The 22580-nt window shown below is 59.6% G+C and carries 21 protein-coding genes and 1 pseudogene; 18 read left to right on the forward strand and 4 right to left on the reverse strand.

The genetic code is table 11. From position 1 onward, the window contains the following. Positions 1 to 83: 83 nt before the first annotated feature. Complete coding sequence (locus CCGE525_RS26140; protein WP_120707219.1) at positions 84 to 983, forward strand: LysR family transcriptional regulator; 900 nt, start codon at positions 84 to 86, stop codon at positions 981 to 983. A gap of 51 nt (positions 984 to 1034) precedes the next feature. On the opposite strand, the gene CCGE525_RS26145 is transcribed toward CCGE525_RS26140, so the two are convergent. Next, a complete protein-coding gene (locus CCGE525_RS26145; protein ID WP_245472305.1) occupies positions 1035 to 1649 on the reverse strand; it encodes a flavodoxin in 615 nt (204 codons plus the stop codon). 1 nt (position 1650) lies between these two features. Further along, on the reverse strand, positions 1651 to 2640 hold the full coding sequence (locus CCGE525_RS26150; protein ID WP_120707220.1) for an aldo/keto reductase: 990 nt from the start codon (positions 2638 to 2640) through the stop codon (positions 1651 to 1653). Positions 2641 to 2864: 224 nt separating this feature from the next. On the opposite strand from CCGE525_RS26150, the gene CCGE525_RS26155 reads away from it, so the two are divergent. The 11 genes from CCGE525_RS26155 (at position 2865) to CCGE525_RS26205 (ending at position 13840) form a co-directional block, all read left to right on the forward strand. Further along, positions 2865 to 3758 (forward strand): LysR family transcriptional regulator, encoded by an 894-nt coding sequence (locus CCGE525_RS26155; protein ID WP_120707221.1) that lies wholly within the window; start codon positions 2865 to 2867, stop codon positions 3756 to 3758. Between the two features lie 135 nt (positions 3759 to 3893). Continuing rightward, positions 3894 to 4361, forward strand: coding sequence for a cytochrome P460 family protein (locus CCGE525_RS26160; RefSeq protein ID WP_120708634.1), 468 nt, complete (start codon positions 3894 to 3896; stop codon positions 4359 to 4361). Positions 4362 to 4370: 9 nt separating this feature from the next. Further along, complete coding sequence (locus tag CCGE525_RS26165; RefSeq protein ID WP_120707222.1) at positions 4371 to 5057, forward strand: DUF4405 domain-containing protein; 687 nt, start codon at positions 4371 to 4373, stop codon at positions 5055 to 5057. Positions 5058 to 5099: 42 nt separating this feature from the next. Next, entirely contained in the window at positions 5100 to 6245 is a 1146-nt protein-coding gene (locus CCGE525_RS26170; protein ID WP_120707223.1) for an aldo/keto reductase, read from the forward strand. Positions 6246 to 6807: 562 nt separating this feature from the next. Further along, positions 6808 to 8031 (forward strand): ATP-binding protein, encoded by a 1224-nt coding sequence (locus CCGE525_RS26175; RefSeq protein WP_120708635.1) that lies wholly within the window; start codon positions 6808 to 6810, stop codon positions 8029 to 8031. A gap of 289 nt (positions 8032 to 8320) precedes the next feature. Beyond that, a complete protein-coding gene (locus CCGE525_RS26180) occupies positions 8321 to 8536 on the forward strand; it encodes a ribbon-helix-helix domain-containing protein (protein WP_120708636.1) in 216 nt (71 codons plus the stop codon). Further along, complete coding sequence (locus CCGE525_RS26185; RefSeq protein WP_120707224.1) at positions 8530 to 8895, forward strand: type II toxin-antitoxin system VapC family toxin; 366 nt, start codon at positions 8530 to 8532, stop codon at positions 8893 to 8895. The genes CCGE525_RS26180 and CCGE525_RS26185 overlap by 7 nt, the downstream gene beginning before the upstream one ends. Before the next feature lie 274 nt (positions 8896 to 9169). Continuing rightward, positions 9170 to 10297 (forward strand): acyl-CoA dehydrogenase family protein, encoded by a 1128-nt coding sequence (locus tag CCGE525_RS26190; RefSeq protein ID WP_120707225.1) that lies wholly within the window; start codon positions 9170 to 9172, stop codon positions 10295 to 10297. 64 nt (positions 10298 to 10361) lie between these two features. Further along, a complete protein-coding gene (locus CCGE525_RS26195) occupies positions 10362 to 11594 on the forward strand; it encodes a thiamine pyrophosphate-dependent enzyme (protein WP_120707226.1) in 1233 nt (410 codons plus the stop codon). Between the two features lie 2 nt (positions 11595 to 11596). Next, on the forward strand, positions 11597 to 12610 hold the full coding sequence (locus tag CCGE525_RS26200; protein WP_120707227.1) for an alpha-ketoacid dehydrogenase subunit beta: 1014 nt from the start codon (positions 11597 to 11599) through the stop codon (positions 12608 to 12610). Between the two features lie 3 nt (positions 12611 to 12613). Next, on the forward strand, positions 12614 to 13840 hold the full coding sequence (locus tag CCGE525_RS26205) for a dihydrolipoamide acetyltransferase family protein (protein WP_120707228.1): 1227 nt from the start codon (positions 12614 to 12616) through the stop codon (positions 13838 to 13840). 234 nt (positions 13841 to 14074) lie between these two features. On the opposite strand, the gene CCGE525_RS26210 is transcribed toward CCGE525_RS26205, so the two are convergent. Beyond that, a complete protein-coding gene (locus CCGE525_RS26210) occupies positions 14075 to 15838 on the reverse strand; it encodes an adenylate/guanylate cyclase domain-containing protein (protein WP_120707229.1) in 1764 nt (587 codons plus the stop codon). Between the two features lie 198 nt (positions 15839 to 16036). Further along, positions 16037 to 16303, reverse strand: a complete 267-nt coding sequence (locus tag CCGE525_RS38485; protein WP_162950318.1) for a hypothetical protein — start codon at positions 16301 to 16303, stop codon at positions 16037 to 16039. Positions 16304 to 16451: 148 nt separating this feature from the next. On the opposite strand from CCGE525_RS38485, the gene CCGE525_RS39910 reads away from it, so the two are divergent. From CCGE525_RS39910 to CCGE525_RS26235, 6 genes and pseudogenes are all read left to right on the forward strand, one after another. After that, complete coding sequence (locus CCGE525_RS39910; RefSeq protein ID WP_425375917.1) at positions 16452 to 16625, forward strand: transcriptional regulator domain-containing protein; 174 nt, start codon at positions 16452 to 16454, stop codon at positions 16623 to 16625. A gap of 13 nt (positions 16626 to 16638) precedes the next feature. Beyond that, positions 16639 to 18125: pseudogene (locus CCGE525_RS26215) on the forward strand (ISKra4 family transposase). Positions 18126 to 18296: 171 nt separating this feature from the next. Further along, positions 18297 to 19436 carry an alginate lyase family protein gene (locus CCGE525_RS26220; protein ID WP_120707230.1) on the forward strand — a complete coding sequence of 380 codons (1140 nt, stop codon included), beginning with the start codon at positions 18297 to 18299 and terminating at the stop codon, positions 19434 to 19436. 678 nt (positions 19437 to 20114) lie between these two features. Next, the gene (locus tag CCGE525_RS26225; RefSeq protein ID WP_120707231.1) at positions 20115 to 20687 is read left to right on the forward strand and encodes a class I SAM-dependent methyltransferase; all 573 of its coding nucleotides are present in this window, start codon (positions 20115 to 20117) and stop codon (positions 20685 to 20687) included. A gap of 227 nt (positions 20688 to 20914) precedes the next feature. Continuing rightward, complete coding sequence (locus tag CCGE525_RS26230; RefSeq protein ID WP_120707232.1) at positions 20915 to 21388, forward strand: DUF2147 domain-containing protein; 474 nt, start codon at positions 20915 to 20917, stop codon at positions 21386 to 21388. 336 nt (positions 21389 to 21724) lie between these two features. Then, the gene (locus CCGE525_RS26235) at positions 21725 to 22555 is read left to right on the forward strand and encodes an oxidoreductase (RefSeq protein ID WP_120707233.1); all 831 of its coding nucleotides are present in this window, start codon (positions 21725 to 21727) and stop codon (positions 22553 to 22555) included. Positions 22556 to 22580: the final 25 nt, after the last annotated feature.

Here is a 22580-nt window from a genome sequence, read left to right on the forward strand (position 1 = left end):
GATCTCGTGAGGGAAATTTAACCTCTGCCGAGCCATTTGATTAGATGCTATAATCCAAATGAACTTATAGGCAGAGCCAATAAATGGCCGACGAACTCGACGGATTGACGGAATTCCTAACAGTCGCGCGCGAGCGGAGTTTCACGCGGGCGGCCGCCAAACTGGGAATAGCGCAGCCGACGCTGAGCCAGACCATCCGCGCCCTGGAAGACCGGCTCGGCGTCCGGCTGCTGATCCGGACCACGCGCAGCGTGTCGCCGACTGAGGCCGGGGAACGGCTGCTGCAGACCGCCGGCCCGCGCCTGGACGACATCCGCGCCGAGCTGGAAGCGATGCGCGAGCTGCGCGACAAACCGGCGGGCACCTTCCGCATCTCGGCGATCGACTTCACCGTGGATTACATCATCTGGCCGAAACTAGCGCCCTTCCTGGAGAGATATCCGGATATCAAGGTGGAAATCACCATCGACTACGCCATGACCGACATCGCGGCCGCCGGCTACGACGCCGGGGTACGGCTCGGCGGTGTCGTCGCAAAAGACATGATCGCCGTGCCGCTTACCGGTGATTCACGGTTCGCCGTCGTGGGCTCGCCGGCGTATTTCGCGCGGTATCCCGCGCCGGTCGTGCCGCAGGACCTGACCGGCCATCGTTGCATCAACCTCCGCCTGCCGACCTATGGCAATACCTATGCTTGGGAATTTGAAAAGGACGGGCAGGAGCTGCGCGTCCGCGTCGACGGCCAGCTGGTGTTCAACGGGATTTTCCAGGTACTCAATGCTGCACTCGACGGGTTTGGGCTGGCCTTTATACCCGAGACAATGGCTACACCACACCTCGAGACGGGCCGTCTGCGGCGCGCGCTCGACGACTGGTGCCCGTACTGGGAAGGTTATCACCTCTATTATCCGACCCGCCGGCAATCCTCCCCGGCGTTTGCTCTGCTCGTCGAGGCTCTGCGGTATCGCGCGCCGACGGTATAGTTGCCAACTGTCAGCCTCAGTCAACTCGAGTGTTGTTCTGTCCAAACTCTGTCATTTGATCGTGGGAAGACCTCCAAGCCACGATGTGACTGTTTCCAGCGTTCGCCGTTCCTGGTCCGCTTCCATGACGAAAGGCGGCTCGATGCGTGCGCCCGGCGAATGGGCGGCAAGCACGGCGAGGCTCGACCCGACACCATAGCCGCCGTAGGTGATGAAGGGTCGAACCGTCTTGCCGGATAAGTCGTGCTTGCTCAGGAAGGAGCGGATGACCGATGGGGCGGTTTCGCCCCAGACCGGAAAGCCCAAAAAGACAGTGTCATAGGCCTGAAGGTTCGCAACCGTCGCCTTGAGCGGCGGCTCGAAGTCCTCCTGCCGCTCTTTCTCCGCCTGGGCGACCGTTTGCCTATAGTCGGCCGGGTAAGGCTTGGCGGTTTCGATCTCAAACAGGTCTGCCTCAAGTGCCCGGCTGATCTGGCCCGCGATGACACGAGTGTTGCCGGAGCGCGTGAGATAGGCGACCAGCACCTTGCTTTGGCCGGAGGCCTGGGCGTTAGCCGGATCTCCGGCCGCGGCGAGACCGGCGGTCATGCCGAGGAGGAGCGCTCCCCTGAGCCCTTCCCGCCGCGTGATGGTTGGCTTGTTGTCTGGGATAAGTCTCTCCGGCATCTTAAAGGCCTGTCATTTTGAGTACGGCTTCCGGCAGACGTTCACCCTGCACCTCCACCTTCGCCAGCCCGGCGGCAATCTCTGCGAGGTCGTCCGCGGTGATCTCGAGCTCGACCGCGCCGAGGTTCTCTTCGAGGCGGTGCAGCTTGGTCGTGCCCGGAATGGGGACGATCCATGGCTTTTGCGTAAGTAGCCAGGCCAGCGCGACTTGAGCCGGCGTGGCACCCTTGCGTTCGGCCACAGCCTTGGCAATGTCGACCAACGCCATGTTGGCCTTGCGCGCCTCATGCGAGAACCGCGGCACATGGTTGCGGAAGTCGGTCGGGTCAAACTTGGTGTTCTCGTCGATCTTGCCGGTAAGGAAGCCGGCGCCGAGCGGGCTGAACGGCACGAAACCGATGTCGAGTTCCTCGAGCGTGGGCAGCAGCTCCGCTTCCGGGCCGCGCCAGAACAGCGAATATTCGCTCTGCACGGCGGTAAGCGGGTGAACGGCGTGGGCGCGGCGGATCGTGCTGATGCCTGCTTCCGACAGGCCGTAATGCTTGACCTTGCCTGCCGCGACCAAGTCCTTGATGGCGCCGGCGACGTCCTCGATCGGCACGTTCGGATCGACGCGGTGCTGGTAGAGAATATCGATGCGATCGGTCTTTAGGCGCTTGAGGCTGGCCTCGGCCACCGCCTTGATGTGCTCGGGGCGGCTATTGGTGCCGCCGGTGCGCGCGCCGGTGTCGAGGTCGATATCGAAGCCGAACTTGGTGGCAATCACCACCTGGTCGCGGATCGGGGCGAGGGCTTCGCCGACCAGGTCCTCGTTGACGAACGGGCCATAGGCTTCGGCGGTATCGAAGAACGTGACCCCACGGTCATGGGCCGCACGAATGAGCTTGACCATTTCGGTCGTGTCCGCCGCGGGCCCATAGGCTGAGCTCATGCTCATGCAGCCGAGCCCCAAGGCGGACACTTCCAAAGTTCCAAGTTTACGTGTTTTCATTGCGTTTCTCCTGATTTTTTGTTCTCGATCATCACCTAATTCACCAGGATAATGGCAAGGATCGCGTCCTTACGGGGTGCTGCGGTGGAATGGGATGTATGCGGCATGGGTGCTTTCCGGCTGGTTCGCTGGGCCGCTCCTGATCTGGTGCTCTGAATGTAGCGTTTGCCGACGCTTTCGATTAGCTGCTATAATCCGCATGGACCTATTAGACGGACTAATGAGTGACGCAGGCAAATCTCAACGATCTCGTGGCCTTCCTGACGGTGGCGCGCGAACAAAGTTTCACGAAAGCGGCGGCCAAGCTCGGCGTGTCCCAGTCGGCTCTGAGCCAGACCGTGCGCGGCCTTGAGGAGCGGCTGGGCATCCGTCTGCTGATGCGCACCACGCGCAGCGTCTCTCCAACCGAGGCAGGCGAGCGGCTTAGGATGTCACTCGGGCCGCATTTCGAAGAGATCAACGCCGAACTGGCCGCCATCAGTGAGTTGCGGGACAAGCCTTCGGGCACGGTCCGTATCACAGCCGGAGAACACGCCGCGATTTCCATCCTGGCGCCGGCCATCCGCCGGCTGGCGCCGCGATATCCGGACGTCCACGTCGAAGTCATTGTCGACTATGGGCTGACCGACATCGTCGCCGAACGCTACGATGCCGGCATCCGTCTGGGTGAACAGGTCGCCAAGGACATGATCGCGGTCAAGGTCAGCGGCGACATGCGCATGGCCGTCGTGGGGTCCCCGGACTATCTTGAACGTTATGGGCGGCCCGAGACGCCGCAGGATCTCACCCGGCACAACTGCATCAACATGCGCCTGCCGACCCATGGCGGGATTTTCCCCTGGGAGTTCGAGCATGGCGGCCGGGAACTCAAGGTCCGGGTCGACGGCCAGCTGACCTTCAACAACATCGCCATGCGACTCGATGCGGCGCTGGCGGGCCTCGGCCTTGCCTACCTGCCGGAGGACCAGGCGTCACCGTATTTCGACGGCAAGGGCTTGGAGCGGGTGCTCGGAGACTGGTGCGAACCGTTCCCAGGCTACCACCTTTATTATCCAAACCGCAGGCATGCGTCGCCAGCGTTCGCCGTCGTCATCGAGGCGCTGCGCTACCGCGAATGATTGCCGCATTGCGGCTAATCAACAACCCATGATTAATAAGCAGACCTAATAGCTTCATGCGGTTTCCGGCGTCTAATGCCCGGCTGTGTTGTCGCCTACCTTGTCATCACCGCTATTCTGACAGGGTTTGAGCACATGAGCTTCCGCCGCTTCGTTCTCGCACTTCTCTTTTCCGTCGCTGGCTGGGCGGCTCACGCCGAATCCAACCGCGTCGAGTTCCCGGCCGACCTGGACAAGCTCGTGCACTACACCACGATCCGGCGCGGCGAAGTCACCGAGCATATCCTCACTACGTCGGAAGCCCTTGCGGCCGTCAAGAACGGCCAGCCGATCCCCGATGGCACGCATTTTGTGCTCGTCGATTACCGCGACGGCAAGGTCTACCGCTATTTCGTGATGCAGAAGGGTCCCGGCTGGGGCAACGATTACGACGAGGTTCGCCGCACTGCCGACTGGCAATTTCAATGGTTCTGGGCGGACGAGTCGATCAACATGGACGAGAACACCGCCCGCTGCCAGTCCTGCCACACGGCCCGGGCGGAACGGAACTACCTCTATACTTTCGACGCGCTCGGCGCGTTCGATGGCGCGGCCATGGAATAGGGCACGCCCATGAGCCCGTTCCTCCTGCTGCGCCTGGTGCTGGATTTCCTCGCGGTCGGTCTGCTGATGGTCGCGATGGCCTACTGGTGGCTGGACAACCGGACCCATGAGCTGGTCGGCACGGCCATGTTCGCGCTGCTCGTGCTGCACAACATTTTCAATCGCCGCTGGTGGGGGAGCCTTCCCCGGACCCGGCGACAGCCGATGCCGGTGGCGACACTGGTGCTCAACTTCACGCTCGCCGCCACCATGGTCGCCCTGCTGATCACCAGCCTGCTGATCTCGCGGTCCCTGTTCGGGTTCCTGTTTATCGGCGGCCCGACGGCGCGCGATCTCCATATCCTCGCCGCCTATTGGGGCGTCATCATCGCCGCGATCCACCTCGGCATGCATTGGCCGGTCATCATGGGCGTTGCCGCACGGCTCGCCGGGATCACGCGCCTGAGCCAGGCCCGACGCGTCGTGCTGAGGATCCTCGCGGCTGGCGTTGCCATGCTCGGGGTCTTGAGCTTCCTCGGGCTGGATATTGCCTCACGGCTGTTGCTCGTCCCGACCATCGTGTTCTGGGACTTCAATGAAGATGCCACGGGCTTCTTCCTCCGCCTCGGCGCAATTGCCGGCCTCGCCGCCGTGATCGGCCACTACGGGCTGATTATTCTCCAGGCCCTGCAATGTCGCCGGCGGGCCGCGGCGTAAGCGCCCGACCCGCCCACCATCTAGCAACAAAAGGATGATGATATGACCCAGGGAGTGGAACTGAACCGCCGTAACCTGCTGCTGGCAGCCGGAACGCTGGCTGCCGCCGCCAATGTCAGCGGCGCCCAGGCCCAGGCGGCTACCGAACAGGTCACTGCTGCGACGGCGGGCTGGGAAATCGGCCGTCGCAAGCTCGGCTCGCTCGAGGTCTCGAGCATCGGGATCGGCGTGCAGAACATGAGCCGGACCTACCAGACCACGATCCCCACGCGAACCGAGATGCACCGCATCATTCAAGCCGCCTTTGACCGTGGCATCACCTTCTTCGACGCGGCCGAAGCGTACGGCCCGCACGAGGTCGAGCGGATCCTCGGCGAAGGCATCGCCTCCTTTCGCGATAATGTCGTGATCACCTCGAAATTCGGCTGGAACATCGATCTCAAGACCGGTGAACGGCATCCCGGCCTCAACAGCCGGCCCGAACACATCAAGCTGGCGGTCGAAGGCATGCTTCAACGCCTGAAAACCGACCGTGTCGACCTGCTCTACCAGCACCGGGTGGATCCGCAGGTGCCGATCGAGGACGTCGCCGGCGCCGTCAAGGACCTGATGGCCGAAGGCAAAGTGCTGCACTGGGGCCTGTCGGAAATGGGTTTGCAGACGCTGCGCCGCGCCCACAAAGCCTTGCCGCTGACGGCGGTGCAGAGCGAGTATTCGATGTTATGGCGTGGTCCCGAGACCGGCGCAATCCCGGTCTGCGAGGAACTCGGTATCGGCTTCGTGCCTTGGAGCCCGCTTGGCGTCGGCTTCCTGACCGGCGCGATTGACGACCGGACGCGGTTCGCCCCGGGCGATATTCGTAGTGTCGAAGATCGTTTCACCCCGGAGAATATTTCCCCGAACCTTGCCCTGGTGCAGCTGGTCAGGACATGGGCGGAGCGGAAGCAGGCCCAACCCGGCCAGATCGCTCTGGCCTGGCTGATGGCGCAAAAGCCGTGGATTGTACCCATTCCTGGCACCACGCAAATGCCGCACATGCTCGAGAATGCCGGTGCGCCGTCGATCCGCCTCTCGGTTGCTGAAATCGCGGAGCTGAATGCCTCGGTGGCGGCGATCAAGGTGGCTGGGGCAAGGCTGCCCGATGCCGTCCAGGCCTATTCCGACGTGGAAGCGCCGCTACGATCATGAATCGGCGCACCCTCATCTGAATGAAGAAAAGCAGGCTGTCGCCCTGGCAGCCTGCGTGTTGCATGTGTGCAATATGCGGCACTCAAACGGTCTGGGCGAAAAATTCCTTCAGCCGCGGCATCGACGTATTTGGGCACCCTGTAGGTTTGATATGGATCGCCCCGCGAATAAATTTAGTCCGATGATAAGGACATTATTATAAGTAGTTACACGATGCCCGCCGGTCGTCAGTAACTCGCATCCCTTCAAGAGCTGCATTCCTTCCGTTTGTTACAAGCTGGTCGGCTTGGCGGTGTGATGGAAATATGCGCAAATTTGCTTTCGCTTCGCTCCTGATCAGATGCCCCTCCGTTGAGGATCAGCTGGGTCAGTTCCGGTGACCAATCAGCGAAGGTCCAGCAGCGTCTGCATGGCCTCCCGCCTCCCTCATGCCGCAATCTGGCATGCCACCTACTTTTGGTTTCTCGTTTCAATCAGCCACCATTTCGATTTCAAATGGCCGCGCCTTGACTTTCAATCGGTCATCACCGTAGTTTCAAACAGTCATCAAAGGAATGAAGCTGTGGCGCTGTATCCAAGGCTCGTTGAGCAACGCGTTGCCGACGCCATGTCAGACACGCGAGTCGTACTGATCGTGGGTCCCCGACAATCAGGAAAAACGACGTTGGCCAAGAAGATGGCCAACGAGGTGATGGAGTATTACACGCTGGATAATGCGACGACCCTGGACGCAGCGCGACAGGATCCAGTTGGCTTTGTAAGAGGTATGGATCGCGCCATCATCGATGAAATTCAGCGCGCTCCCGAGCTGTTGTTGGCCATCAAGGAAAGCGTGGATACCGACCAGCGCCCAGGGCGTTTCCTCCTGACCGGTTCAGCCAATCTCATGACGCTGCCACGCGTGGCGGATTCGCTCGCAGGGCGCATGGAGGTCGTTCGATTGCTGCCGCTTGCGCAAAGCGAGATCAGAACCGCCGGCAGCAGCTTCCTGCGCGACGCCTTTCAAAACGAAGCCAAGGCCGGAGAGCCATTCGTCGGAGACGACCTGATGGCTGCGGTTCTGGCCGGTGGATATCCCGAGGCATTGGGCCGCAAAACCTTGAGCCGCAGACAGGACTGGTATGCGAATTATATCCAGGCGATCGTTCAACGCGACGTTCGCGATGTCGCGCAAATCGAGCAGATTGCTCAAATGCCGCGCCTGCTACGCATTCTGGCAGAGCATTCGGGACAACTGGTGAACTATTCCGGAATTGGCGCCGCCATCGGGATGAACCACATCACAACGCAGAAATATGTCGGCATATTCGAGAGCCTGTTCCTGGCCCGAACTGTTCAACCCTGGTTTTCCAACAAACTGAAACGTCTTACGAAGACGCCGAAAATACATTTCCTCGATTCTGGTCTTCTCGCATCCCTTCGTGACCTCTCTCTCGACCGCCTCCGCGACGACAGGGGGCAGTTCGGGGCATTGCTGGAGACTTTCGTTCTTGGCGAGATCCTTAAACTCGCCAGCGGCGGGCAAACCCGCTTCGAGTTTTCGCATTTTCGTGACAAGCAGCAGAACGAAGTCGATATCGTCATCGAAGATAGAAGAGGGCGGATCGTCGGTATCGAGATAAAAGCGGCAGCATCCGTCTCGAATTCCGATTTTTCGGGATTGCGAATTTTGGCCGAAGCATCCGGAGAACGGTTTGTTTCGGGCATGGTCTTGTATGACTATCACAAGGTGATCCCTTTCGGGGAACGTCTGTCCGCTGTTCCAATATCGGCATTGTGGCGTTAGCGCGTGGGAATTTCGCTTCAGTCTCCAGACCCGAGCATTCTTGAAACTTCGACCGTTTCGATAAAAAATGGGCCGCAAGTTCGATTCCCTTCAACTGCCATATGCGATAGTGCAGGTGAAACTCCATCCAGCACCTCGGCAAGGATTGACTACTAGCCGATTGCCCCAGCAAGAAAAAGCATCCGCGCTCGCGCTCTCGTATGTGCTATCGCTGAGCTGGGAGGTTTGCCATTGAAGTGAACTATCAGCAATGATATATATTGCCGATATCATATATCGGAGCTTTCTCATGAGAACGTTGGTGGATATCGGCGACCCGGAAGTCAAAGCGCTGGACCGGCTGGCACAGCGAGAAAAAATGTCGCGGGCGGCACTGATTCGCAAGGCGATTGATGACTTTCTGGCCAGGAACAACGCCGATAGTGAAGCAGAGGCATTCGGGCTCTGGGGTGATCGAAAGATCGATGGTTTGGCGTATCAGGAAAACATGCGCGGCGAATGGTAAAGTCTCTCTTCGACACCAATGTCTTGATCGACTATCTCAATGCCGTACCGCAAGCGCGAGACGAGCTGACAAAATATCGCGAAAAGGCGATAAGCATCATTACCTGGATGGAGGTTCTCGTTGGTGCCAAGGCTGAGGTGGCAATCGGAACGCGCGCTTTCCTGGCAGGCTTTGCAGTCATCGCTGTCGACGACGCGATAGCAGAACGAGCGGTATCTCTGCGACAACTGCATCGTATCAAGCTTCCAGATGCTATTATCTGGGCAACGGCCAATGTCCACTCGATGTTGCTGATCACCCGAAACACGAAGGATTTCCCGCGGGAAATGCCGGACATTCGGGTGCCTTACGAAATCTGACCGCATTGTCTGCGCTGTTGTCAGTGCGTTAGTAGGCAACATCCCTCATGCAGCATCGGTTAGATTCTCATCAAGAGCAGGATTGTCTCCGCTGTCGGTCCATATTCGCGAAACCAAGCAACCATCATGGCTCATAACTTGATTGGGAGCCCCTCGGTTGCCGTTGCGGCGGCATGGAAAGCACAACGAATGCGCCCTATCTCCTTGATAGGGCTCGTGGCGGCTACAAGAGGCGATCATTGTCGAGCAGCGCGAGCGGAAAGGGAAGGAACAGATGATCTTTTCCGAACTCCAGCAGCAGATTCGCGATCTTGCCCGCGACTTTGCCCGCGAGCGCCTGGTGCCAGGCGCAGCCAGGCGCGATCGAGAGCATCTCTTCCCGCGCGAAGAACTGAAAGAGATGGGCGAACTGGGTTTGCTCGGCATGCTGGTGCCGGAAGCCTATGGCGGGTCGGATGCGGGTGTCGTCGCCTATGCCATGGCACTTGAGGAGATTGCCGCAGGTGACGGCCCGTGCTCCACGATCATGAGTGTGCATAGCTCGGTCGGCTGCGTGCCGATCCTGAAGTTCGGTACCGAGGAGCAACGACAGCGCTTCCTGCCGAAACTTGCAAGCGGCGAATGGATTGGCGGCTTTGCGCTCACCGAGCCACAGGCTGGCTCTGATGCCTCGAACCTGAAGACTCGCGCGCGGCGCGATGGCGACCACTATGTCCTTGATGGCGCCAAGCAATTCATCACCTCGGGCAAGAACGGCCATGTCATCATCGTCTTTGCCGTCACCGACCCTGACGCCGGCAAAAAGGGCATCACTGCCTTCATCGTCCCGACGGATACGGCAGGCTATGAGGTGATCCGGGTAGAGGAAAAGCTAGGGCTGCATTCCTCCGACACCTGCCAGATCGCCTTCAGCGGCATGTGCATTCCGATCGAATTGAGGCTCGGTGCGGAAGGCGAAGGCTATCGCATAGCACTCGCCAATCTCGAAGGCGGCCGGATCGGCATTGCAGCGCAGGCCGTCGGCATGGCGCGGGCGGCCTTCGAGGCGGCGCGCGACTACGCTCGCGAGCGCACGGCCTTTGGCAAGGCGATCATCGAGCATCAGGCCGTCGCATTCCGCCTTGCCGACATGGCGGTGCGGATTGAGGCGGCCCGGCAGCTCGTTTTTCACGCCGCCTCCTTAAGGGAGGCCGGGCTGCCCTGCCTGTCGGAAGCCTCGATGGCGAAGCTCTTTGCCTCGGAAATGGCGGAGCGTGTCTGCTCCGACGCCATCCAGATACATGGCGGTTATGGCTACATGGCCGATTACCAGGTCGAGCGCATCTATCGCGATGTACGCATCTGTCAGATCTATGAAGGAACAAGCGACGTGCAGCGCATGGTGATTGCCCGCAATCTGTGAGAACTACATGCGGCCTCGCTTCTGGAGGAGAGGAGCAAGATCGGCGCAGGAGGAAAGAATAGACATGGTGGATTCTTCTCATTTGGCCCTACATGTCCCTGAACCCGCCGTCCGCCCGGGCGGCCAGCCAGACTTTTCCAACGTCAAGATCGCCAAAGCCGGTTCGGTGCCGCGGCCGGAAGTGGAGGTCGCATCCGAGGATATCCGTGATCTTGCCTATTCCATCATCCGTGTGCTGAACCGCGAGGGCGAGGCGGTCGGTCCCTGGGCTGGCACACTTTCCGATGAGGAGTTGTTGACCGGCCTTCGCAACATGATGAAGCTGCGCATTTTCGACGCCCGCATGCTGATGGCTCAGCGGCAAGGCAAGACGTCCTTCTACATGCAGCATCTCGGCGAAGAAGCTGTCAGTTGTGCCTTCCGCAAGGCGCTCAAGAAGGGAGACATGAATTTTCCGACCTATCGTCAGGCAGGTCTTCTGATCGCCGACGACTATCCGATGGTCGAAATGATGAATCAGATCTACTCGAACGAGAGCGATCCCCTGCACGGGCGGCAGCTGCCGATTATGTATTCTTCCAAGGAGCACGGATTCTTTACCGTCTCCGGCAACCTCGCCACTCAGTACGTGCAGGCAGTGGGGTGGGCCATGGCCTCGGCAATCAAGAATGACAGCCGCATTGCCGCGGGCTGGATCGGCGATGGCTCGACGGCAGAATCGGATTTCCATTCAGCGCTCGTCTTCGCCTCGACTTATAAGGCGCCTGTCATTCTCAATATCGTCAACAATCAGTGGGCGATCTCCACCTTTCAGGGCATCGCGCGCGGCGGCTCCGGCACATTCGCAGCCCGCGGCCTTGGCTTCGGCATTCCCGCGCTGAGGGTCGATGGAAACGACTATCTTGCCGTCCATGCCGTTGCCTGCTGGGCGGCTGAGCGTGCGCGGCGTAATCTCGGCCCGACGCTGATCGAATACGTGACGTATCGTGTCGGGGCGCATTCGACCTCGGACGATCCGAATGCCTATCGTCCGAAGACGGAATCGGAGGCCTGGCCACTTGGCGATCCCGTGCTGCGGTTGAAGAAACATCTGATCGTCAGGGGCACATGGTCTGAGGAGAGGCATGTGCAGGCGGAAGCTGAAATCATGGACGAGGTGATCGAGGCCCAACGCCAGGCAGAGCAGCATGGCACCTTGCATGCTGGCGGCAAGCCTTCGGTTCGGGACATTTTCGAGGGCGTGTATGCCGAGATGCCGCCGCACATCCGGCGCCAGCGGCAGAAGGCAGGGTACTGAGAATGGCCAGGATGACGATGATCGAGGCGGTGCGTAGCGCCATGGACGTCTCGATGGCGCAGGACGACAATGTCGTCGTTTTTGGTGAGGATGTGGGTTATTTCGGTGGCGTTTTCCGATGCACGCAGGGACTTCAGGCAAAATACGGCAAGACGCGCTGTTTCGACACGCCGATAAGCGAATCGGGCATCGTCGGCACGGCGATCGGCATGGCCGCCTATGGCCTGAAGCCCTGTGTCGAGATCCAGTTTGCCGATTACATGTATCCGGCTTATGACCAGCTAACGCAGGAGGCGGCGCGCATCCGCTACCGTTCCAACGGGGATTTTACCTGTCCGATCGTTGTGCGCATGCCGACAGGCGGCGGTATCTTTGGCGGCCAGACGCACAGCCAGAGCCCGGAGGCGCTTTTCACCCATGTCTGTGGGCTAAAGGTGATCGTGCCATCCAATCCCTATGACGCCAAAGGCCTGCTGATTGCTGCGATTGAAGATCCGGATCCGGTGATGTTCCTGGAGCCGAAGCGGCTCTATAACGGCCCCTTCGACGGCCATCACGAGCGGCCGGTGACGCCTTGGTCTAAACATGATCTCGGAGAGGTGCCTGAGGGCCATTACACGATCCCGATCGGCAAGGCCGAGATCCGGCGCGCGGGCTCGGCGGTGACCGTCGTCGCCTATGGTACGATGGTACATGTGGCGCTCGCCGCGGCCGAGGATGCCGGCATCGATGCCGAGGTGATCGATCTCAGGAGTCTGCTGCCGCTTGATCTGGACACGATCACCAATTCGGTCCGGAAGACCGGACGCTGTGTCGTCGTGCATGAAGCAACGCTGACTTCGGGCTTTGGGGCCGAGGTCGTGGCGCTGGTACAGGAAAATTGCTTTTACCATCTGGAGGCGCCAATCGTGCGCGTTGCCGGTTGGGACACGCCTTATCCGCACGCGCAGGAATGGGATTATTTCCCAAGCCCTGGCCGTCTCGGACAGGCGCTTGCCGAAGTCATGGGGGCGTGAGCCATGAGCGAATTTGTCATCGAGATGCCTGATGTGGGGGAGGGACTTGCCGAGGCCGAGCTCGTGGAGTGGTATGTGAAGGTAGGAGATCCTGTTCGCGAGGACATGGTCGTTGCCGCCGTCATGACAGACAAAGCCACCGTAGAAATCCCGTCTCCCGTCAACGGTATCGTCACCTGGCTTGCCGGCGGAGTCGGAGAGCGTATCGCGGTTAAGGCCGCGCTGGTGCGTATCGATACGGCCGGAGATACCGGCAGAGCTCGGTCCGAGGAGATCCCGGCGGCGATTATCGAAGTGACGAAGGCGGAGAGCTCAAAGCCAGCTCCAACAACGTCGGATCCTGTGACACCGCAAGCCGAAAAGCCGCTTGCCGCTCCCCCGGTGCGGCTCTTCGCCAAGGAAAGCGGTGTCGACCTCGCACACGTGCAAGGGACTGGACCAGCCGGCCGTATCCTGCGGGAGGATATCGAGCAATTTTTGAACCTCGGAGCCGCTCCCACAATATCAAGGGGCGGCTTTACCACGAAGCTTGCGAACGAAGAGATTAAACTGAGCGGGCTGCGCCGCCGGATCGCCGAGAAAATGGCACTTTCCGCCTCGCGCATTCCTCACATTACCTATGTGGAGGAGGTGGACATGACCTCGCTTGAGGAGTTGCGCGCCATCATGAACGCTGACCGCAAGGCGGATCATCCGAAACTGACGGTTCTGCCTTTCCTGGTACAGGCGGTGGTGAAGGCCATTTCCGAGCAGCCCAACGTCAACGCCACCTTTGATGACGAAGCCGGCGTCGTCACGCGCTATGGCGCGGTCCATATGGGTATCGCAACACAGACGCCGGCCGGATTGACCGTGCCTGTCGTGCGGCATGCGGAGGCACGCGGCATCTGGGATTGCGCCGTTGAGATGAACCGGCTGGCGGAGGCAGCGCGATCCGGCGCTGCTACGCGTGAAGAGCTTTCCGGCTCGACGATCACCATCAGCTCGCTCGGGGCGCTCGGCGGGATCGTCTCCACGCCTATTATCAATTATCCGGAAGTGGCGATCATCGGCGTCAACAAGATCGCCACACGGCCGGTCTGGGATGGTGCGCAGTTCGTGCCGCGCAAGATCATGAATCTCTCATCCAGCTTCGATCATCGCATCGTCGACGGCTGGGATGCGGCGACCTTCGTGCAGCGCGTCCGCACACTGCTCGAAACGCCGGCGCTCATATTCATCGAAGGCTGATACCATCAAAGGGTTCGAAACTCTTGCCGTATGCAAACCCGTTGTTTCCGCTGTCGCGCCGGGCTTGTCGGCAGGCTGAGCGCGGCCCGAGGGCCGCGCTCTTCTCGGGCGGCTTCGCAGCTTCCTGAAAGCAGACCGTGTTGGCGATCACGCTGGAGGTCGTGGTTACGCCGGCGCTGGTTATTGCTCATCCTATGAGCAAATGGCGGCAACAGGTTCAAGATCGGACTTTAGTCACCCGTCTTGTACGACACCGGCCTTGCGCAGCCCCTCTATGACGAGCTCGAAATCGGCGGGGTTCTTGAAGGGCAAGACTTTGCGACGGTATTCCAAGGAATAGCCGGGATTGACGCGCAGCACCTCTTGCCACGTCGCGCGAGCCTCTTCGAAACGGCCGAGGTGCCCGTAACAGGCAGCCAGAAGCGCGCGCGAGACATCTGTGACGGGATTGCGGCTCACGCGCTGCAGCAACAGTTCGACGGCCTCTTCGTACCTTCCCAGTTGAAACAAGGCCCAGGCCTGAAAGTGGAGAACGATATCCGGAAAGTACGGGTTCAGGACCCTCGCACGATCGAAATAGGCGAGTGCCTCCTCGGATCTGCCTGAGTAGAGAAGTGCCTCGCCAAGGCTGACCTGCCCTTCGGCGAAGTTCGGATTGAGGACTATCGTACGCTCGGCCTCGCTAATGGCTCCATCGTGCTGTCGCGAGTAAAGGTTGACCAGACCCAGCGCCCAGTGCGCCACGGGATCGCTATCATCCCGCGCCACCGCCAACGTCGCGGCGTCCTGGGCTTGCTCGATCGAGCGCTGCGGCGACGCGCTCCACCGGTTCAGGTAGTCGAGCCCGTGGGTAAGGGCGAGGAAGGCGTGTGCCGAGGCGAAGTTCGGGTCCAGTTCGACAGCATGTTGCAAAAGGTCGCGGGCATCGCTGTTGGTTTGCTTCGTCAGCCTGTGCCACAGCTCCCGGCCACGCAAGAAGCAGTCATACGCCTCGGGGTGCCGGGTCCGCCCTGGCGCCAGTCTCTGCCGATCGCCCTCTGTCAGGCTGACCGCCAGCGCGTCGACGATCTGCTGCGTGACATCGTCCTGAACCGCAAATATGTCGGTCAGGTCGCGATCGAACCGCTCCGCCCATAGATGCCCGCCGGTGGTCGCGTCGATCAGCTGCGCGGTGATGCGTACCCTGTTCCCCGATTTGCGTACGCTGCCCTCAAGTACATGCCGCACGCCGAGCTTCGTGCCCACCTCCTGCACATGGACGTTCTTGCCCTTGAAAGTGAACGACGAATTGCGGGCGATGACGAAGAGCTGCGACAGCTTCGATAGCGCCGTGATGATGTCTTCCGAGATGCCGTCGGCAAAATAGTCCTGCTCGGCGTCACCACTCATGTTGGCGAAGGGCAGGACGGCGATCGACAGCTTCGGCGACGCTGCCGTTGCCGGGTGGCTCGTCGCGGCTGCCTTGGTCCCGGCGCTGCCCACTTGCAGCGAATAGACCCGGATCGGCTCGGCGATGTTCTTGAGCTGCGTGCTGCCGAGATCGCTGACCGAGAGGTCGAGCCTCGCCTTGACTTGGCGATAGGCATCCTCGGACAGGCAGATCGCGCCCGCCGCGGCGACGCCCTCCAATCGCGAGGCGATGTTCACGCCGTCGCCCATCAGATCGCCGTCGCTTTCCTCGACGACGTCTCCCAAATGGATACCGATCCGGAATTCGATGCGACGGTCCTGCGGCACGCCGTCATTGCGCTCCACCATACCGTTCTGCACCTCAATGGCGCAGCGCACGGCGTCCACCACGCTGCGGAACTCGACCAGCGCACCATCGCCGGTGCGCTTCACCATCCGGCCATTGTGCACGGCGATCGTCGGATCGATGAGATCGCTGCGCAGTGCCCGCAACCTCGCCAGGGTGCGTTCCTCGTCAGCGCCGGCAAGCCGACTGTACCCAACCACGTCCGCGGCCAGGATTGCAGCCAGCTTTCGGTTCTCGCTCATGGCGCGGTCTCCTCACTTCCACGATAGCAGGGAGACAGAAGGCGAGAAAGAACTTTGAGCCGCTGCTCAGACCTATCTTGGTTGAGATCGAGTTGGCCATGGCTCGTGTGGACGCTGCCGAACTTGCAGTCCCAGGCTATGAGCGCTCCATCAGGCTCCCGGCCGTTCGACGCGGTCGTTCCGAAAGCCCACTCAGGGTCAGATCGCGACGATGCCCGCGCCCACCCAAATGTCCGCTCTTTGAAGATCCGCAGCCTGAAGTTCCCAGTCCGCAACCGGCCCCAAACCAGTAATAGCAATCAGGCCAACCACTTGGCTTGCCGAACAATTCAGTTTCAGAGGGAGTTCGGAAATAACAGGGTCGTCGGTTCCAGTCCTTTCAACTGCAAAAAGGCATTTGCGCCGTCGCCGGCGGACGGCGACGGCACTGCGCTCGCCACGAGCCCGCCGCAGACGCTTCTCCAATCGACCTTGCCAAGGCTATCGCCGAAGGATGGGAAGGGGGTAGCGATGGGACGGCGTCATTCAGCACCGATGATTGATCACCAATGGGGAGTACCGCCCCCCTCGCGCCGCTCATCCAATCACGGTGCGGCATGGAGGGAATGATGCTATGCTGCATATCGAGTGGTGGCACCATGCGGCCTACGGCTGCATATGGCAGCTTGCCGCCTTCGGCTTCGCTTGGGAGTATCTGCGCCGCAACGACGATGTCGCTTGGCACTTAACGGTGAGATTCCGGCCATTGAGACCGGTAACTTCTCTGGGGTCGCATATAGGTTGTTAAGTCCGAACGGTCCATGACCATCGCTCCATTAAAGGAGGCGACAGTGGCGGTGGAATGGACGATTACGATTGAGGGGAAGAATGAGTTCGGCGACACCTGCCGGAAAGAAGTTCGAGTCGACAAAAGCTGGGAGCGCCTGTTCGACGGAGAAATTGGCTTCTCGATCAATGACGGCAAAAAGATCATCGCTGCGCTGCAGAGCGCGGCCGTGGCCCACGAGGCGGAGACTTTTTGTCTCTATCGTCGAGTCTGCCCCGATTGCCATGCGTTCCGGCCAGTCAAGGATTACACGACGCGCCGGCTCCGGACCGTGTTCGGCACGGTAGAGGTGCGCAATCCTCGCTGGACGTTGTGCCGAGATTGCTATCCGGGCATGATTGCTGCCTTCGCGCCGCTGAAGGAAATTTGTCCCGATCGAGCGACGCCTGAATTGATGGAACTGACGGCGCGGCTGGGGAGCACGATGCCATATCGCCAGGCGCCGAAGGTGCTAACCGATTTTCTGCCCATCGAACCTACCGAGATGCACGCGACCGTGCGTAAGCGCACCATCAAGATTGGAGAACGCCTCGACGACCAGACCGTCCAGGAAATATGGCGCGCGAGGGCTCAAGCGGAAGAACGACACCAGCTTGAAATGCAGCTTCCTGGCGATCTGCGCAAAGAGTTTGTCATCAGCATCGATACGGCCCATGTTCGTAACGCCGAGCCCAATTCAGCGCGAAATTTCGAGCTCGTTGTGGCCAGATGCGGCCGCGGTGGCCGAGGTGAAACCGACAGCCGCTATTTCGTCACCAGCAGCACCGAGCAACATGCAATCCGCGATCGCGCTCTTCATGCTCTCCAAGAAATCGGATATCGCGGCTTTGGCGTTGTAACGGTGATTTCGGACGGCGCCGACATCCTGAAGCGACTTCCCCGCGCCATGCCGCAACCGACGGCCCACATCATAGACTGGTTCCACATCGCCATGAAGATCCAGCCCATGCAGCAGATCGCCGATCACATCGCTCGATCCCAATCCGATCTCGCTGAAATTTTACCCTCCATCGATAGGGACATCAGAGCCCTGAAATGGCGCCTATGGCACGGGCGGGTCGATCGCACGATTCACGACTTAGAGAGACTTCTCTCCAGTTTGAAGCAATCAGAGGGGAAAGGCGACTTCTTGATCGTACGCCTTCGCAACCTTGGCACGCATCTCTTGACCTATGTCCGATCGAACCGTAGCTCGATCATCGACTACGGAAAGCGCCACCGCGCCGGCCTTCGGGTTGCCACGACCCTCGCCGAATCAGCGGTGAACTCGCTCGTCGCAAAACGGATGTTAAAAAGCAGCAAATGCGCTGGTCCCTTCACGGTGCCCACATGCTCATGCAGGTCCGGGCGGCCGAACTGGACGGTGAGCTCCGCAACCGACTTCGGGTTCCTTTCCGGCTGCCAGAACCGAACGTGCCACCAATTTTCAAGCCGAAGCCGCCTCTGCACAATGCCGCCTGACCCCAGGGAAATTACCGGTCTCAAACTATTGTCGTCAGAGTCTTCGGTTAAATGCAAAACGACACCCGCTTCGGCGGGCCTTCGCGTTCGGATTTTCTCGTGTGCCCGCAAAGGATTAGCCAATTGGATTATTTATTCAGATGCGTAGGTGCTTTCGCCGGCACAGTCAGCATGACCCTGCTAGGCGCGAGTTCCGTCAGCGCGGCTTCAAACGCTTTCATCCATCCGGGCGCTCTGCATACCCTAGTCGATTTCGCACGGATGAAGGCCAAGATTGCTGAGAATGCTCAGCCCTGGACGAATGGCTGGGACATTCTAATAAAGAATTCACATTCATCGTTGACTTGGACGCCCCGTGCAGTCGAGACGCTCTATCGCGGAGCCGATGGAACCCATCCGGAAAACTATTCCGCGCTGTTCAACGACGCAGCCGCCGCTTACGCGCTTGCATTGCGCTGGAAGATTAGCGGCGACAACGCCTATGCAGATAAAACCGTCGCCATTCTCGACGAGTGGTCCGCCAAATTGACGCGAATTGAGGGAACGTCGGATAAGTTTCTCGCTTCGGGCCTCTATGGCTATCAGCTTGCCGACGTGGCTGAAATCATGCGCGATTATCAGGGGTGGCCGGCGCAGAACCTCGATCGTTTCAAGACGATGATGCTGAAGGTTTTTTATCCGATGAACCACGACTTTCTGGTCAGACATAACGGCGCGAAGATAGATCACTACTGGGCCAATTGGGATCTGGCGAACATGGATTCGATGATCGCCATCGGCATTCTGACCGACCGCCGCGACATTTACAACGAGGCGGTCGATTATTTCAAACGCGGCAAGGGCAACGGTGCCATCGACCATGTCGTCTGGAAACTATATCCGGGCGGATTGGGACAGACCCAGGAAAGCGGTCGCGATCAGGGACACAACACGCTCGCCGTCGCCCTGTTGGGCGCGTTTTGCCAGATGGCATGGAACCAGCATGACGATCTCTTCGGCTACGAAGACAACCGGGTGCTCAAGGGCGTCGAATACATCGCTAGATATAACCAGGGAGCTAACGTTCCCTACACGCCTTACAGCAACAGCGATGTCACGCAGAACGTGATTTCAAGCAATGGTCGCGGCGACAAGCGACCGGTTTGGGAATTGTTCTACAACCACTATGTCGTTCTAAAAGGCCTCGAGGCGCCCTCTCTTACAATGGCGGCCAAAGCAACGCGTCCGGAAGGCGGCGGCGGCAACTACGGCCCTAACAGCGGCGGCTTTGACCAACTTGGCTATGGAACTCTCACCCACACATTGAAATAGACTCAGATCGACTACTCGGGATGTAGGAAGGTCGAAGGGAAGGCATGGTGTAATAGGCGGATCTGCCCATCTGTGTAGCAGGCCCAATTCCGGTCGCACCGCATCGAGCGATGCGACCGGAAGACGATGCGAGCGGCTCACCCGTCACGCAGGGTGATTTGCGTTCACTCGTCCGAATCGTCAATAAGAGGACAAAGGTTTTGAGGCAAAAGCAGCCGCGCCGTGCCAGCCGGCGCTACCGGAAAAGATCGGCCTTTCCGGCTGTCGCTTTTGCTTACCAATTTCAATTGAGCGCCAAGCTGAAAATCCTTGCTGTAATTTTGACTTAACGATTTCAAACCAGGGCAGGAGAGGAGCCTCTCAAACGCACTGAGGCTCTTGTGAGATTAAGGCAGAAGTGGTCACGCCGGCGCTGGTAGAAGACTAATGATTGCCAGATCGACTGCTCGCGAGGCGACGTTGCTTGGCAGAATCTGCCACTTGATTGGCATACCCCGTCACTGCAAACCCTGCAGCCAATCACTACCCTTCGCACCAACGGTGATGATTGATCTATCTTGGATTGCTTGATTGTCATCAAGGCTTTGTCGAAGAAATTTGGAAGCGGCAGCAGGTTGGTAAGTAGCTGCATACTCATTCAAACCGCATTCCGTTTCCGCCACATTCGCAGGGGGCGAGATGCAGAGCGATAGCTTGGTTTTCTTTCGGGCTTGGGTCGCGCGACCGTTTCAGATAGCCGCCATCGTGCCGTCGGGACGGGCGCTTGCCGAGATTATTACGCGGGAGATCACGCCGCAAACGGGGCATGTCATCGAACTCGGGCCGGGCACCGGCGTGTTCACGACCAAGATGATCGATCGCGGCGTAAGGCCCGAAGACATGACTTTGGTTGAATACAGCCAGGAGTTCGCCGGGCGGCTGTTCAGCCGCTTTTCAGGCGCCCGCGTGCTGTCGATGGATGCTGCGCGTCTGCGGGATCTGGAATTTCCACCAGAGACGTCGGTGGGTGCCGTCGTTAGCGGCCTTCCGCTACTGACCATGCGGGCAAGCAAGGTGACGGAGATACTCGAAGGAGCTTTGCGGCACTTGCGGCACGGCGGCGCATTCTACCAGTTCACCTATATGAGCAAGTGTCCTGTCCCCCAGTCAGTTCTTGATCATCTCGATCTGACCGCAACGTTGATCGGCCGAACCTTTCTGAATCTCCCACCAGCCGCGGTCTATCGGATCACCGCCGGTCGGCACAGTTAGCTCGTTGGCGGGCGTTGCAACTGGATTGACGTGTTCGGTCACTGCTGAAGGCCCTGGAGGCCATTAGTCTTTCTAGCGTCCGCCGACAACACACAGCATCGGACATACCCCAGGCCGGTGCAAATCGGCCTGTAATGTACTCGCGAGAGAGATGGCAAGCCGGAGCGAGGCTTCTCGTCTTTTTGCGCGGATGCACCAACATCGATTTATTCAAGAGGTTTTCATCTATGAACGTGTCAAAGGTCTCAAGGCGATCTGCCCTTTTCCTGGCATTGGCAACGATCGGACTGGCCGCTGTGCCGGCGGCTCAAGCGCAGCAGGCTTCGCCGGCCGACGCCATCGTCGGCACATGGCAGGCCGACGACGGAAGCGTGAAGCTCGATATGTTCAAGGCGGGAACAGAGTTCCGCGCACGCCTGCTGCATGGCAACGAACTGATGGAGGCGGATAACTCCACCTTCAAGAAGGATGCCAAAAATCCTGATCCGGCCTTGCGCTCTCGCTCAATGAAGAATGTCGTCTTCATCTCCGGCCTGCATTGGAATGATGGGAGCTGGACTGACGGCTCTCTTTACGATGGCTCCTCGGGCCGCACCTATAATTGCCAGATCACCATGCAGGGCACCAAAATGAATCTCCGCGGCTATATCGGCATCTCCGCTCTCGGACAGACACGAGCTTTCCACCGCGTTGGCGCCTAACTCTGCGATTGCGGACATGCGCTCAGCCGACAAGTTTCCAACATAAAAAGCACCCGCGCACATGCTGGGAACTCGCCGGTTCGGCGTCGGGCGGATGCCGCATGAGGCGGCATCCGCCCGATTAGTTGAGGATAGCCGACTTGTTTTCCTGGGATGCGACGGAACCGTTGCTGGCTTGTCTCCCGACTACGAAACGGCGCTGCTCCTTCGAACAGCAATTTTTCTTGGCGCCATCGAGGTCCTCATTGGCGCAATATGCCACAGTGATGGCATGTTCCGTCAATGACCCCATGCTGGCAGGGCCTTATCTGTAATCTCACAAACAGAGGGGCAAACATGATCGACAATCGCAAGAAAACAGCACTCGTGACCGGTGCATCCTCCGGCATGGGCAAGGAAATCGCCAAGCGCCTCATCGCCGACGGCTTCAGGGTTTACGTGGCGGCTCGCAGCGTCGATAAGATGCGTGATCTGGAGAAGATCGGTGCGCGCAGCCTGCAGATGGATATTTCCGACGACAATGAGATTCAGGCTGCCGTTAACACAATCCTGACGGAAAGCGGCGGCATCGATGTCCTTGTCAACAATGCAGGTTTTGGACTCTACGGGCCGGTCGAGGACATTCCGCTCGACGAGGCGAGATACCAGTTCGCTGTCAACGTGTTCGGCCCGGCCCGCTTGACCCAACTACTCTTGCCGGCGATGCGCCAGAGGGGATCGGGGACCATCGTCAACATCACGTCGATGGGCGGCAAGATCTATACATTGCTTGGTGCATGGTATCATGCCACCAAGCATGCGCTCGAGGGCTGGTCGGATAGCCTGCGGCTGGAACTAGCGCCCTTCGGCATCAATGTCGTGATCGTGGAACCGGGCCTGATCGAGACCGGATTCGGCGATGTGGTCGCCGACGGCCTTGTCAAGCGCTCGGGTGCTGGCGCCTACGCCAAGGCTTCGCAGGCCGTCGCCAAGATCACCAAGGCGACCTATGGCCATGGCCGCGGCACGGATCCGAAGGTCATTGCGGATGTCGTCTCCACGGCAGTCAGCGCAAGACGGCCACGCACGCGCTATGTTGCCGGCAAATACGCCAAGCCGATGATCGCGATTCGCAAGTGGTTTGGCGACCGCATGTTTGATCGCATTATCATGAGCCAAATGCGATAAAGTTTAGGCAATCAACTCGGCATCC

Source organism: Rhizobium jaguaris, from assembly GCF_003627755.1.
Taxonomy (GTDB): Bacteria; Pseudomonadota; Alphaproteobacteria; order Rhizobiales; family Rhizobiaceae; genus Rhizobium; species Rhizobium jaguaris.